The 13,050-nt window shown below is 56.7% G+C and carries 11 protein-coding genes; 8 read left to right on the top strand and 3 right to left on the bottom strand.

Annotated features, from left to right (window positions below; all coding sequences use genetic code 11):
• Positions 1-15: 15 nt before the first annotated feature.
• Positions 16-1,371 carry an exodeoxyribonuclease VII large subunit gene (xseA, locus tag AC0B60_RS09265; RefSeq protein WP_465085501.1) on the bottom strand — a complete coding sequence of 452 codons (1,356 nt, stop codon included), beginning with the start codon at positions 1,369-1,371 and terminating at the stop codon, positions 16-18.
• A 228-nt stretch (positions 1,372-1,599) separates the two neighbouring features.
• On the opposite strand from xseA, the gene guaB reads away from it, so the two are divergent.
• Both guaB and guaA read left to right on the top strand, forming a co-directional pair.
• Positions 1,600-3,063 carry an IMP dehydrogenase gene (gene guaB / locus AC0B60_RS09260; protein ID WP_465085500.1) on the top strand — a complete coding sequence of 488 codons (1,464 nt, stop codon included), beginning with the start codon at positions 1,600-1,602 and terminating at the stop codon, positions 3,061-3,063.
• 65 nt (positions 3,064-3,128) lie between these two features.
• Positions 3,129-4,706, top strand: coding sequence for a glutamine-hydrolyzing GMP synthase (guaA, locus tag AC0B60_RS09255; protein WP_465085498.1), 1,578 nt, complete (start codon positions 3,129-3,131; stop codon positions 4,704-4,706).
• A gap of 21 nt (positions 4,707-4,727) precedes the next feature.
• Here the strand turns inward: guaA and AC0B60_RS09250 are convergent, their stop codons facing one another.
• The gene (locus tag AC0B60_RS09250; RefSeq protein ID WP_465085497.1) at positions 4,728-5,939 is read right to left on the bottom strand and encodes a Vgb family protein; all 1,212 of its coding nucleotides are present in this window, start codon (positions 5,937-5,939) and stop codon (positions 4,728-4,730) included.
• Between the two features lie 343 nt (positions 5,940-6,282).
• Here AC0B60_RS09250 and tadA point away from each other — a divergent pair, with 343 nt between their 5' ends.
• The 4 genes from tadA to AC0B60_RS09230 are packed head-to-tail and all read left to right on the top strand — an operon-like array spanning position 6,283 to position 9,606.
• Positions 6,283-6,780, top strand: coding sequence for a tRNA adenosine(34) deaminase TadA (gene tadA, locus AC0B60_RS09245; RefSeq protein WP_465085495.1), 498 nt, complete (start codon positions 6,283-6,285; stop codon positions 6,778-6,780).
• A 9-nt stretch (positions 6,781-6,789) separates the two neighbouring features.
• Positions 6,790-7,773: a UDP-glucose 4-epimerase GalE gene (gene galE, locus AC0B60_RS09240; RefSeq protein ID WP_465085493.1), complete on the top strand. Its 984-nt coding sequence runs from the start codon at positions 6,790-6,792 to the stop codon at positions 7,771-7,773.
• A 50-nt stretch (positions 7,774-7,823) separates the two neighbouring features.
• Positions 7,824-9,167, top strand: a complete 1,344-nt coding sequence (locus tag AC0B60_RS09235; RefSeq protein ID WP_465085491.1) for a UDP-glucose dehydrogenase family protein — start codon at positions 7,824-7,826, stop codon at positions 9,165-9,167.
• Position 9,168: 1 nt separating this feature from the next.
• Positions 9,169-9,606: an HIT domain-containing protein gene (locus tag AC0B60_RS09230; protein ID WP_465085490.1), complete on the top strand. Its 438-nt coding sequence runs from the start codon at positions 9,169-9,171 to the stop codon at positions 9,604-9,606.
• Between the two features lie 23 nt (positions 9,607-9,629).
• Here the strand turns inward: AC0B60_RS09230 and fabR are convergent, their stop codons facing one another.
• On the bottom strand, positions 9,630-10,253 hold the full coding sequence (gene fabR, locus AC0B60_RS09225) for an HTH-type transcriptional repressor FabR (protein WP_465085489.1): 624 nt from the start codon (positions 10,251-10,253) through the stop codon (positions 9,630-9,632).
• Between the two features lie 182 nt (positions 10,254-10,435).
• Between fabR and aspS the strand changes: the two genes are divergently transcribed.
• Together aspS and AC0B60_RS09215 are read left to right on the top strand one after the other, a co-directional pair.
• Positions 10,436-12,241 (top strand): aspartate--tRNA ligase, encoded by a 1,806-nt coding sequence (gene aspS, locus AC0B60_RS09220; RefSeq protein WP_465085487.1) that lies wholly within the window; start codon positions 10,436-10,438, stop codon positions 12,239-12,241.
• Between the two features lie 52 nt (positions 12,242-12,293).
• Positions 12,294-13,043 carry a YebC/PmpR family DNA-binding transcriptional regulator gene (locus AC0B60_RS09215; RefSeq protein WP_465085485.1) on the top strand — a complete coding sequence of 250 codons (750 nt, stop codon included), beginning with the start codon at positions 12,294-12,296 and terminating at the stop codon, positions 13,041-13,043.
• Positions 13,044-13,050: the final 7 nt, after the last annotated feature.

Here is a 13,050-nt window from a genome sequence, read left to right as displayed (position 1 = left end):
CTGTCTTTTTGAAAGTTATTGGTTTTCTGAATTGACGGTGGTCACGCTCGCTTCAAGGTGCCCGCTGGCGACACGGGCGGTGATCCTGTCGCCGGGCACGAGTTCACTGGCCTGGCGAACTATATCCCCGTTTTCCTGCTGGATGATGGCGTACCCCCGGCCCAGGGTCGCCAGCGGGCTGACCACATTCAGTGTTTGAGCCAGATGCTCAAGGCGCTCCTGGCGTTGGATGACGGACTGGCGAGCCAAGCGGGTCAGTCGTTCGGACAGCTGGCTGACGCTCCTGCGGTTGTCGTCAAGCCGCTTTGCGGTGGATTGCATTCTCAGGCGCTGGCCAAGGTGTTCAGTGCGTACCTTTTCCCGCTCGATGCGTTGGCGCACGGCCTTGCCAAGTCGCAGATCGAGGTCGTCCATGCGCTGGGCTTTTTCCATCAGTTCACGCCGAGGATCCCTGAGCCTGGCAGAAAGGTGCTCCAACTGAGTCCTCATTCGTTTGAGGGCCCGACTGGCGGCACCGGCGAGCCGATGCTCCCGTTCCCTGAGCTGTCGCAGCCAGTCCTGTTGGTCGGGTGATATCTTTTCCGCAGCGGCGGATGGTGTTGGTGCCCGCAGGTCGGCGACAAAGTCGGCAATGGTCACGTCCACTTCGTGGCCCACTGCACTGACCGTTGGCAGGGGGCACGCTGCAATAGCGCGGGCAACGGCTTCCTCGTTGAAACACCAGAGATCTTCCAGTGAGCCGCCACCACGACCAATAACCAGTACATCGGCGACTCCGTGCCGGGCGGCCCGATCAATGGCGCGGACGATATCCGCCGTTGCTGCCTGTCCCTGGACAGAGGTGGGGTAGAGGGTCACGGGAATGGCCGGGCAGCGCCTGGCAAGCACAGTCAGGATGTCGTGAATGGCGGCGCCGGTGGGCGATGTTACTACGCCAATATGGCGGGGAGTTGTGGGCAGCGGTTTTTTGCGCGCGGCATCGAACAGGCCTTCCATCTGCAGCTTGCGTTTGAGTTCCTCATAGGCCTGTTGCAGCGCGCCCAGCCCAGCTGGTTCGACATGCTCGACGATGATCTGGAAATCGCCCCGGTTCTCGTAAAGCGTTACTTTGCCACGGATGCGAACCTGCTCGCCTTCCTTCGGAATCTCTTTCACCCGCTGGTTGAAGCCCCGGAACATGGCGCAGCGGATCTGGCATTTGCGATCCTTCAGGGAGAAATACCAATGGCCGGAAGAGGGACGGGAGAACCCGGACAATTCGCCCTCAACCCAAACCTGCATGAAGCTGGCTTCCAGCAGGTGGCGGGCCTGGTGATTGAGCTCGCTGACACTCAGCGCTCGGGGCCGGGAATCCTGGAAACCGCTGTCCAAAGGGAGTGCTCCTTCGTTTCTGTCGGATTGCTGTATACGCAAAAGCCGAAAATTGGAGAGTAAAAATAGCGAAAATTCAAAAAGATGCAACCCAATAGGTAGTCAGCCCCGGTTTACTGTCAACCAAGGCCCATTTATAATAGGTCGATTAAGAATTTTGTACTGCTACAGCCTGCGGGATGTGGTGTCAGAATTCTCCAATCTAGCATGTTCAAAAGGCGGATCCCAATGCTGCGAATTGCCGAAGAAGCCCTCACCTTTGACGATGTACTGCTCGTTCCAGGACGCTCAGAGGTTCTTCCTCACCAGGTCAGCCTGCAAACCCAGCTGACCAAAGGTATCACCCTGAATATTCCGCTGGTGTCGGCGGCTATGGATACCGTGACCGAAGCAGACCTGGCCATCTCCATGGCTCAGGAAGGTGGCATCGGCATCATGCACAAGAGCATGTCTGTTGAACAGCAGGCCGCGGCGGTCCGCAAGGTTAAGAAATTCGAAAGCGGCGTCGTGAAGGATCCTATCACGGTATCACCGGACACCACCGTTCGCGAATTGGTCGATATCACCATGGCCAACAACATATCGGGCCTGCCGGTGGTCGATGGTGTTGATCTGGTTGGCATTGTTACCGGGCGTGATATTCGCTTCGAAAGCCGATTGGACACGCCAGTCTCGGAAATCATGACCGCCAAGGACAAGTTGGTGACGGTGAAAGAGGGCGCCAACCTGGACGATGTGAAAGAGCTGTTGCATCGCCACCGGATTGAAAAAGTCCTGGTCGTGAATGACGACTTTGAATTGCGCGGGCTGATCACGGTCAAGGATATCCAAAAGGCGAAGGACTACCCACTGGCCTGCAAGGACGAGCAGGGTCGTCTGCGAGCCGGGGCGGCGGTAGGCACCGGCGCTGATACCGATGCCCGTGTGACTGCGCTGGTAGAAGCCGGTGTTGACGTGATCGTGGTGGATACGGCTCACGGTCACTCCAAGGGTGTGATTGACCGCGTTCGCTGGATTAAAGAACACTTCCCGGAGGTTCAGGTGATCGGTGGCAATATTGCCACGTCTGATGCGGCGATTGATCTGGCGGATGCCGGTGCAGACGCGGTCAAGGTGGGCATCGGTCCCGGTTCCATCTGCACCACCCGTATTGTGGCCGGCATTGGCGTGCCCCAAATTACAGCCGTGTCCAATGTGGCAGCCGCCTTGAAAGATCGCGGCGTACCCGTGATCGCGGATGGTGGCGTTCGCTTCTCCGGCGATATTTCCAAGGCCATTGCAGCTGGAGCCTACAGTGTCATGATCGGCAGCCTGTTGGCCGGTACTGACGAAGCACCGGGCGAGGTCGAGCTGTATCAGGGCCGTAGCTATAAGGCTTACCGCGGCATGGGTTCGATTGGTGCCATGGGGCAGGGTTCCAGCGACCGTTACTTCCAGGATGCCAGCAAGGGCATCGAGAAGTTGGTGCCGGAAGGCATTGAGGGTCGCGTTGCCTGCAAGGGCCCGATGCGGAATATTGTGCATCAGTTGATGGGCGGTCTGCGGGCTTCCATGGGTTACACCGGCAGTGCCACCATGGAAGAAATGCGCACCAAGCCCGAATTCGTCCGCATCACCAATGCGGGCATGCGTGAGAGTCACGTCCACGACGTGACCATCACCAAAGAAGCACCTAACTACCGTATCGGCTGATCATTGTCGATTCGGGCGCGGCTCATCCAGTGAGCCGCGTTTTTTCTTTCTGCTCCGAGGATTTCATGGCTCACAATATCCACGACCACCGTATTCTGATTCTCGATTTCGGTTCCCAGTACACCCAGCTCATCGCGCGCCGCGTTCGGGAAATTGGGGTCTATTGTGAGATCAAGGCCTTTGATATTACCGATGAGGAACTGAAAGAGTTCAATCCCAAGGGCATCATTCTCGCGGGTGGCCCCGAGTCAGTGACTCAACTGGGAGGTCCCCGGGCACCGGAAGGTCTGTTCGAGAGAGGTATTCCGGTCCTGGGTATTTGCTATGGCATGCAGACCATGGCCGAGCAACTAGGCGGCCGTGTTGCCAGTTCCGAGAAGCGGGAATTCGGGTACGCCCAGGTCAAAGTGCGTGCCAAGGGGCCTTTGCTGAAGGACATTACAGACCACCTCACGGCAACCGGCGATTCGTTGCTGGACGTGTGGATGAGCCACGGCGACAAGGTGGTGGTGATGCCGGAGGGCTTCGAGCTGCTGGCATCGACGGAGAGCGCGCCGATTTCGGCGATGCAGGATACGTCGCGTAACCTCTACGGCGTCCAGTTTCATCCGGAAGTGACCCATACCCTGCAGGGCAAGCGCATTCTGGAGCACTTCATTCTCAACATCTGCCAGTGCGAGGCTCTGTGGACGCCGGCCAAGATTGTTGACGATGCGGTAGAGCAGATCCGCAATCAGGTGGGTAGTGGCAAAGTGCTTCTGGGGCTGTCTGGCGGTGTGGACTCTTCCGTTACCGCTGCGCTGTTGCACAAAGCCATTGGCGACCAGTTAACCTGCGTATTCGTGGACAACGGCCTGCTGCGCCTGCACGAAGGCGACCAAGTGATGGACATGTTCGCCAGCAACATGGGTGTGAAGGTCATTCGAGTCGACGCCGAAGACCTGTTCCTGACCAAGCTCAAGGGTGTTGATGATCCAGAACAAAAGCGCAAGATCATAGGCAATACCTTTATTGATGTGTTCGACGAAGAAGCCGCCAACATCCGCGATGTGAATTGGCTGGCCCAAGGCACTATCTACCCGGACGTTATCGAATCCGCAGCCTCCAAGACCGGTAAGGCCCACGTCATAAAATCCCACCATAATGTGGGCGGCCTGCCGGAAACCATGAAAATGAAGCTGGTGGAGCCGCTGCGGGAGCTGTTCAAGGACGAGGTTCGCCGCATTGGCCTGGAGCTTGGGTTGCCTTACGATATGGTGTATCGCCATCCGTTCCCGGGGCCCGGCCTGGGCGTGCGGATTTTGGGTGAGGTGAAGAAGGAATACGCTGAAATCCTTCGTAGGGCCGACGCCATTTTCCTGGAAGAGCTTCATCGCGCTGACTTTTATCATAAGACCAACCAGGCATTTGTGGTCTTCCTGCCCGTCAAATCGGTTGGGGTGGTGGGCGATGCCCGCCGCTACGAATACGTTGTAGCTTTGCGTGCCGTGGAAACCATCGATTTCATGACCGCTCGCTGGGCGCACCTGCCCTACGAGTTGCTGGAAACTGTTTCCAACCGCATTATCAATGAAATTGAGGGCGTGTCACGGGTTACGTATGACGTTTCCTCCAAGCCGCCGGCTACGATTGAGTGGGAGTAACCGGCATGCAGGTTGGGTTCGTCAGTTAATCCTGACCAACCCGACTTGATTGGTGCTGCTTTGATGGATTAACAGATTCCCGGCGTCTGTCACCCAAACATTGCGAATAATGCCCACTCCGGAAGGGATGGCCCAGCTTTGAAAGGTTTCGGCCTTTGGGTCGAACCTGACGAGCGCATCAGGTCGCATGCCGGACTCGTTGTACCAGATAATGTCGTCGATAACCGCCAATGCGTAGGGATGGGATTCCGGGCCGCTGGGAGAGTCCCATTCGGTGATTGCGCCGGTATTCGGGTCCAGTTGGCCGATTTTCCCCCTCGTTGAATTGACGTACCAAACGTTGCCTTGGCTATCCAGGTCAAGTCGACGTACTCGGGTTCGTTTATCTGGCAGGTTGTAATAACGAACCTTCATGGTTTTCGGATCCATAGCGCCAATCTTGTTCGTGCCGTTGTAGGCAATCCACACTGTGCCGTTGGAATCAACCTTGATTCCATAGGGTTTTGCTTCGGTGTCCACTTCCTTCAATGTGCCGGTTTCGGGATCAAGCCGTCCCAGCATTGCCGCGTGCTGAGCCGTGAAATACAAGCGGCCATTGGGGTGAAAAACAGCGGAATGCGGGTCTTTGGCCTGTGTCTCATATTCAGTGATATTTCCGGTGTCCGGATCTAGCATTCCAATGGTGGCGTTGCTGTTTCCGGTGTACCAGATGTTGCCATCGTCATCAGGGACAATAGAGTGTGGCCTGGCCGATGGCGGTAAATCGTACTCTTTCATTTCGCCAGTAGTTGGGTTCAGTCTTCCAACCAGGCTTGCCCACATACCTGTCCACCAGATAGAGCCGTCTGGTGCTTCAATCGGGTCTCGAGTGCGCTGCCCAAGGGTGGGCGTTGTCCACTCGGTAATTTCAATGTTCACATTTCCCTGAATCAGCGTCGGTCGCCTGCTGGGATCTTCCGGAAAATGCTTGGCTAAATAGTTGGCAATCGAAGTGGCCTGCTCATCTTTCAGGTCAATCATGGTGGAGAAAACCCGTCGCCATTCTTTGGGTGAGCTGTAACCTGCTGAACGCCTTATGGTGGAGATGCCGTGGCAGGCTGTGCAAACGTTCTCGACCAATGCTTTGCCTGGATCGTCAGGTAGTGAGGATTGGGTGTCGATTTGCGCAAGGACGACTTGCGTGGTGCTGAATAGAAGAACGGCTGAAGCTGTCAGGGATGGAGGCAAACTCATGGGAACGACTCCTGTCATTCGGAAAGACCTTTGTTGTAATCGTACATCAACGTCCCATGAGACACTCTGGGGTAATGAAAGTTCCGGTTTGGTGAACTTTTAACCTAAATGGCAGGCACGCTATAAGGTCTTCTGAATGGGCGGAGTTTCAGGTATTCGTGCACTCATTTCCAACTTTGGTAATATGTCGCCTGGTTGATGATGGTGCACATTATGCCGCCTCAGATATTGTTGCTGCACTCGTTAATCATCTCTCAATAAACCTTTTGTTTTAATGCGTTGCATGCCCCGTTTTTTCGAGCCTTGATGTGGCGAACTGGCGGACTGTGACCGGACACGAATTATGGCTGGCACTGATGATCATTCCTGGATGAAGCGTGCGCTGCAGTTGGCCGGCCAGGCTGGAGCTGCTGGTGAGGTGCCAGTTGGTGCGGTGGTCGTGTTGGATGGGCAGGAAATCGGGACTGGCTATAATGCACCGATCAGCGGATGCGATCCGACCGCCCATGCTGAGATACGTGCCCTGCGGGACGCGGCAAGGCGTGCAGGCAATTACCGGTTGCCGGGCGCCACACTTTACGTCACCCTTGAGCCTTGCACCATGTGTGTGGGCGCTATTGTGCATAGCCGCGTCAGTCGTCTTGTATATGGCGCTTTGGAACCGAAAGCGGGCGCCGTTGAATCCGCACGGAGGACGCTGGAAGACGAACACCTGAATTGGCGCGTGGAGTCTCTCGGTGGTGTTCTTGCGGGGCCATGTAGTGAGATTGTCAGTGATTTTTTCGCGCGGAGGCGAACAGACATCCGTCGCAGAAAACAATTGTTTTCAGGGAAGGAGTGAGGGCCGATCATGAAAGTTCTGGTAACCGGCGGAGCCGGCTATATAGGTAGTCATGTCGTGAGGCAATTGGGCAAAGCCGGGCACGACATAGTTGTTTTCGATAACCTGTCCACCGGATACCGCTGGGCGGTCACCTGTGGTGAGCTGGTGGTTGGAGATCTCGCCGATGAACAGGCCATTGCGGACCTTTTCAGTCAGCACCGCTTTGAAGCCGTGCTGCATTTCGCCGCCAATATTGTGGTGCCGGAGTCGGTTGAAAACCCCCTCAAATACTACCGTAACAACACCCGTAACACGTTGAATCTTCTGAAGGCCGTCGAGGATCATCAGGTTCCCTACATGGTGTTTTCGTCCACGGCCGCAGTTTACGGTATGCCAGAGGAAACCGTATTGACGGAAGATCTGCCTCTGGCTCCTATCAATCCCTATGGCGCCTCCAAGATGATGAGCGAGCGAATGATCATGGATCTGGCTGCTGCGTCGTCCCTCAACTACGTGATCCTGCGGTACTTCAACGTGGCTGGGGCCAATCCAGAAGGCTTGCTGGGTCAGGCGACACCGGAAGCCACTCACCTGATCAAGGTGGCGTGTGAATGTGTGACCGGCAAGCGCGACGGCATGAGCGTGTTTGGCTCCGACTATGACACCCGTGATGGTACCTGCATCCGCGACTACATCCATGTGGAAGACCTGGCCAAGGCGCATGTGATGGCGTTGGACTACATGGCCGGTGGTGGTGAGTCCCGAGTGCTGAACTGCGGCTACGGGCGCGGGTTTACCGTTCGCGAAGTTATTGATGTGGTTAAGCGTCAGTCGGGCAATGATTTTCCGGTACAGGAAACCGGCCGTCGGGCAGGGGACCCTGCCGCGTTGATGGCTGACAATTCACGGATCAAGAAGGTACTGGGCTGGCAGCCGGATTACGACGACCTGGATACCATCGTCGGCACAGCCCTGGCCTGGGAAAAGATCTGGCAGGACAAGCAAGCCTGAAGCTGCTTGTTCTCGTGCTTTAAACAACTGCAATTTTAGGATTCAAACGGATGAAAATTACTATTTTCGGGACCGGTTATGTCGGGCTTGTGACGGGTGCCTGTCTGGCCGATGTAGGTCATCACGTTCTGTGCATGGATGTAGACCAGGGCAAGATTGATAAGCTGAAAAGCGGCCACATCCCGATCTACGAGCCGGGTCTGGAGTCCATCGTAAAGCATACCGTTGACGCGGGCCGGTTGGCGTTTACCACCGATACTGAAGAAGCGGTGGCCCACGGTTCCCTGCAGTTCATCGCGGTGGGTACGCCACCAGATGAGGATGGCTCCGCCGACCTTCAGTATGTCACTGCAGTGGCCCGTTCTATTGGGCAGTATATGGATGACTACAAGGTAGTGGTGGACAAATCCACCGTGCCGGTTGGTACTGGTGACCGGGTTAAGGCCGCGGTGCGCTCCGAGCTGGACAAGCGCGGGCTGGAACTTGAATTTGATGTGGTGTCCAATCCCGAATTTCTTAAGGAAGGGGCGGCCATCACCGATTTCATGAAGCCCGACCGCATCATCGTTGGCACCGACAGTGAGCGGGCCAAGGAGATGCTGCATGAGGTCTACTACCCGTTTAATCGTAGCCACGATCGAATGATTTTCATGGACATTCGGTCTGCGGAACTGACCAAGTATGCTGCCAACTCCATGCTGGCCACCAAGATCAGTTTTATGAACGAGATAGCCAACCTGGCGGAACGTTTGGGTGCCGATATCGAAAACGTGCGCCGTGGTATCGGCTCCGACCCCCGCATCGGCTATCACTTTATTTACCCCGGTTGTGGTTATGGCGGTTCCTGTTTCCCGAAAGATGTACAGGCGTTGACCCGCACGGCCAGGGACTGTGACTACGATTCCCGCTTGCTGAACGCCGTGGAAGCCGTGAACAGTGCTCAGAAGCATGTGTTGTTCGACAAGATCAGCCACTACTTCAATGGCAACCTGAAGGGCAAGGTAGTCGCGATCTGGGGGTTGGCATTCAAGCCCAACACTGACGATATGCGCGAAGCGTCGTCCCGTGCCCTGATGCAGGATCTCTGGAATGCTGGTGCTGTTGTGCAGGCTTTCGATCCAGAAGCGATGGAAGAGACTCAGCGTATCTTCGGTGATCAACCGGGGCTCATCCTGTGCGGAACCAAGGAGCAGGCTCTGAAAGGCGCGGATGTATTGACTATCTGCACCGAGTGGAAGGAGTTCCGGTCACCTGACTTTGCAGCCATTGCCGCGACGATTAATGAGCCTGTGGTTTTTGACGGACGCAACCTGTACGAGCCTGAAATGCTGGAACGCCACGGCATGATCTACTACGCCATCGGGCGTGGCCGGAACCAGTTCCACGGAGGCTGATATGAGTGGGGCGGAGTCACTGTTTGTTCTGCATGAGCGCCTGAAGGCGGATACGGTCAGCCTCGGGCGAAGCGGGCTGTGTGAAATCCGGCTAATGAACGACAGTAGCTGGCCCTGGATTCTTCTTGTGCCCCGTGTTGCGGGTGTCCGCGAGATCTATCAGTTGTCTCCGGAGCAGCAACAGCAACTGCTGGCGGAGTCCTCCCTGCTCGGGGAGGGCATGATGGAACTTTTCGGGGGCGAGAAGCTCAATGTCGCGGCACTGGGTAACATGGTGCCGCAACTCCACCTCCACCATATTGTTCGTTTCGAGGGTGATCCGGCCTGGCCCGGGCCGGTATGGGGCAAACAGCCACCGGAACCCTACAGTAACGACGAACTGGCCGCTGTAACCGGTAAGCTGGAGCCAATATTGAAGGCGCTCGGTTCAGAAGGGTAAAGGCGGTTCCGGAAACACGGTGGTTATTTGCGGCGGGCGGCGCGGGCGAGTGTCTGCGAGCCCAGAAGTATCATCCGGAGTTCTTTTTTCAGCTTTGTCTTCAGCTCTTCTTTTTCTTTCGGTGTGGCGTCCAGCGCCTCTGCGCCCTGGTTGAAAACCAGTGTCACCATAGCCTCTGCAACCAGCCTGGCTTCGGAAAGTGGCTTTCCCTGCTGTTCCGCGAACCGGTTCAGGTCGTCTGCCAGTTCAGTGACGACATGATCTATTTCAGCTTTGATGGCGGTGCGAAACGGCTTTGATACCCCCGTCTTTTCCCTCAGCATCAACCTGAGAAGGTTGGTATTGTTGTCCAGGTACTCAATGAACGTGTCCACCGACGTGTTGATAGCACCACCATTCCGCGCGATCCGCTTGCGGGCCTGACGCATCAGTTGTCGCAGCGCCACGCCACCTTCGTCCACTAATGCCAGGCCGAGTTCGTCGAGTTCCGTGAAGTGTCGGTAGAAGGAAGTAGGTGCAATGCCAGCCTCACGGGCTACCTCACGCAGGCTCAAGCTGCCGAAGCCCCTGTCTGCGCTGAGTTGGGCAAGGGCGGCGTCCATCAGGGCGCGGCGAGTGCGGAGTTTCTGTTCGGCTCGGGCTGACAAGGGCGGCTCCAAAGGGCGGTAAATCGACTCATTCTAGCGGCCAAACGTTTTACCGTCACCCACGGTGATGGAAGCCTGATTTTCCCGTTCATTGTGTTTATAATGGGCCGCTTTTGCAGTAGGGTCCGCCAGAACCATTTTTGCAAACTTTTACGCACACATCAGATACAACGGGAACCGGTATGCGCAGTCATTATTGCGGTGGAATCAACGAATCTCACATCGATCAGGAAGTTACTCTTTGCGGTTGGGTTCATCGTCGCCGCGATCACGGGGGGGTGATCTTTCTGGACCTTCGTGATCGGGACGGCATTTCCCAGGTCGTGTTTGACCCCGATACGCCAGAGAGCTTCAATCTGGCGGAGAAGGTCCGTAGTGAATTCGTTATCCAGGTGACGGGCCGTGTGCGCCGTCGTCCCGCCGGTACCGAAAACGCCAACATGCCGACTGGGCAGGTTGAGCTGCTGGGTAAGCAGTTGTCCATTCTGAATGCCGCTGCAACGCCCCCGTTCCCGCTGGATGAGCATGTGGATGTGGGCGAAGATGTTCGCCTGAAGTACCGCTTTGTGGACCTGCGTCGCCCGGAAATGCTGAACCGCCTGCGTTTCCGTTCCAGAGTGACCAGCTACATTCGCAACTTCCTGGACAGCAACGGCTTCATGGATGTGGAGACGCCTATCCTGACCCGTGCCACCCCGGAAGGGGCCCGTGACTACCTGGTGCCAAGCCGTACCCACGAAGGTTCGTTCTTCGCGTTGCCCCAGTCGCCGCAGCTGTTCAAACAATTGCTGATGGTGTCCGGCGTTGACCGTTATTACCAGATTGCCAAGTGCTTCCGCGACGAAGACCTGCGTGCCGACCGCCAGCCGGAGTTCACGCAGATTGATATCGAAGCCTCGTTTATCGACGAGGAAACACTGATGACCCTGAACGAGAACATGATCCGGTCCCTGTTCAAGGACGTGCTGGAAGTGGATTTGCCAGAATTCCCGCGCATGCCGTACGCCGAGGCGATGCAGCGTTATGGCAGCGATAAGCCGGACCTGCGTATCCCGCTAGAGTTGATTGACGTGGGGGATCTGGTCGCCGGCGTTGACTTCAAGGTGTTTGCTGGTCCGGCCAATGACCCCAAGGGCCGCGTTGCAGCACTGCGTGTTCCCAAGGGCGGCGAGCTGACCCGTAAACAGATCGACGACTACACCAAGTACGTGGGTATCTATGGTGCCAAGGGCCTGGCCTACATCAAGGTCAATGATACCGCCAAGGGTGTTGAAGGCCTGCAGTCGCCGATCATCAAGTTCCTGGGTGACGACGTTGCACAGGCAGTCATTGAGCGTTCCGGTGCGGAAAATGGCGATATCGTGTTCTTCGGCGCCGACAAGACCAACGTGGTCAACGAAGCCCTGGGCGCGCTTCGTATCAAGGTCGGCCACGATCTGGATATGCTGACGTCCGAGTGGGCGCCGATGTGGGTGGTGGACTTCCCGATGTTCGAGGAGACGTCTGACGGAAGCCTGACGGCGATTCACCATCCGTTCACGGCGCCTTCCTGTTCTGGCGAAGAACTGGAAGCATCACCGGCAACGGCGTTGTCCCGCGCCTACGACATGGTGCTGAACGGCACCGAGCTCGGTGGCGGTTCAATCCGTATTCACGACGAAAAAACGCAGGAAAACGTGTTCCGTACCCTGGGTATTGAGCACGAAGAAGCGCGAGCCAAGTTCGGCTTCCTGCTGGATGCGTTGAAATACGGTTGCCCTCCCCATGGTGGTCTGGCGTTTGGCCTGGACCGACTGATCATGCTGATGACCGGTGCCAGCTCCATCCGCGATGTGATCGCGTTCCCGAAAACCCAGAGCGCCACCTGTCTGATGACGCAGGCGCCTGGGGAAGTGGACGACAAGCAGTTGCGTGAGCTTCATATCCGCCGCCGCAAGCCGGTTGCCAAGGCCGGCGAAGGTAAGGAAGACGCCCAGGCAGGCGAGTAATGCAATGCCGGAGCGCACCCTGTGTGTGCTCCGCGACTGAACGGAGTTGATCATGGCTGGACACAGTAAATGGGCCAACATCAAGCACCGTAAAGCGGCTCAGGACGCCAGACGCGGCAAGATCTTCACCAAGATCATTCGCGAATTGACGGTGGCGGCCCGTCAGGGCGGCGGTAATCCGGACGATAATCCCCGGCTGCGGGGCGTGATCGACAAGGCCCTGACAGCCAACATGAAGAAAGACACCATTGAGCGTGCCGTTGAGCGCGGTGCCGGGGATGGTGACGACAGCAACTACGAGGAACTGACTTACGAAGGTTATGGTCCTGGTGGCGTTGCGATCTTTGTGGAAGTCATGACGGATAACCGTAACCGTACCGTGGCCGACATTCGTCACGCCCTGAACAAGATGGGCGGCAACCTCGGGACTGACGGTTCGGTAGCGTATCTTTTCAGCAAGCAGGGTATTATCAGCTACAGTCCGGAGATGGACGAAGACCGGCTGATGGAAGCCGCCCTGGTTGCCGGTGCTGAGGACTTGGCAACGCTCGGCGACGGCTCCTTCGAGATAGTTACCGTGCCAGATCAGTTCCTCGACGTTAAACAGTCCCTGGTGGAGTCCGGTCTGATACCTGATAACGCAGAAGTCACTATGGTGCCCTCAACGACCGTAGAGCTGGACGAGGAGGGGGCAGAGCCCATCCTCAAGCTGATCGATATGCTGGAAGACCTGGACGATGTGCAGAATGTCTATCACAACGCCGATATCTCGGCTGACGTGATGGACGCGCTCCACCAATAAGGATGCA

It is taken from the genome of Marinobacter sp. V34, assembly GCF_055524115.1.
This window is presented reverse-complemented; position numbering and strand designations above follow the sequence as displayed.

Excerpts from the sequence above, each read along its gene's own strand:
- guaB (WP_465085500.1), top strand. The coding sequence starts at position 1,600 with ATGCTGCGAATTGCCGAAGAAGCCCTCACCTTTGACGATGTACTGCTC.
- guaA (WP_465085498.1), top strand. The coding sequence starts at position 3,129 with ATGGCTCACAATATCCACGACCACCGTATTCTGATTCTCGATTTCGGT.
- AC0B60_RS09250 (WP_465085497.1), bottom strand. The coding sequence starts at position 5,939 with ATGAGTTTGCCTCCATCCCTGACAGCTTCAGCCGTTCTTCTATTCAGC.
- tadA (WP_465085495.1), top strand. The coding sequence starts at position 6,283 with ATGGCTGGCACTGATGATCATTCCTGGATGAAGCGTGCGCTGCAGTTG.
- galE (WP_465085493.1), top strand. The coding sequence starts at position 6,790 with ATGAAAGTTCTGGTAACCGGCGGAGCCGGCTATATAGGTAGTCATGTC.
- AC0B60_RS09235 (WP_465085491.1), top strand. The coding sequence starts at position 7,824 with ATGAAAATTACTATTTTCGGGACCGGTTATGTCGGGCTTGTGACGGGT.
- AC0B60_RS09230 (WP_465085490.1), top strand. The coding sequence starts at position 9,169 with ATGAGTGGGGCGGAGTCACTGTTTGTTCTGCATGAGCGCCTGAAGGCG.
- aspS (WP_465085487.1), top strand. The coding sequence starts at position 10,436 with ATGCGCAGTCATTATTGCGGTGGAATCAACGAATCTCACATCGATCAG.
- AC0B60_RS09215 (WP_465085485.1), top strand. The coding sequence starts at position 12,294 with ATGGCTGGACACAGTAAATGGGCCAACATCAAGCACCGTAAAGCGGCT.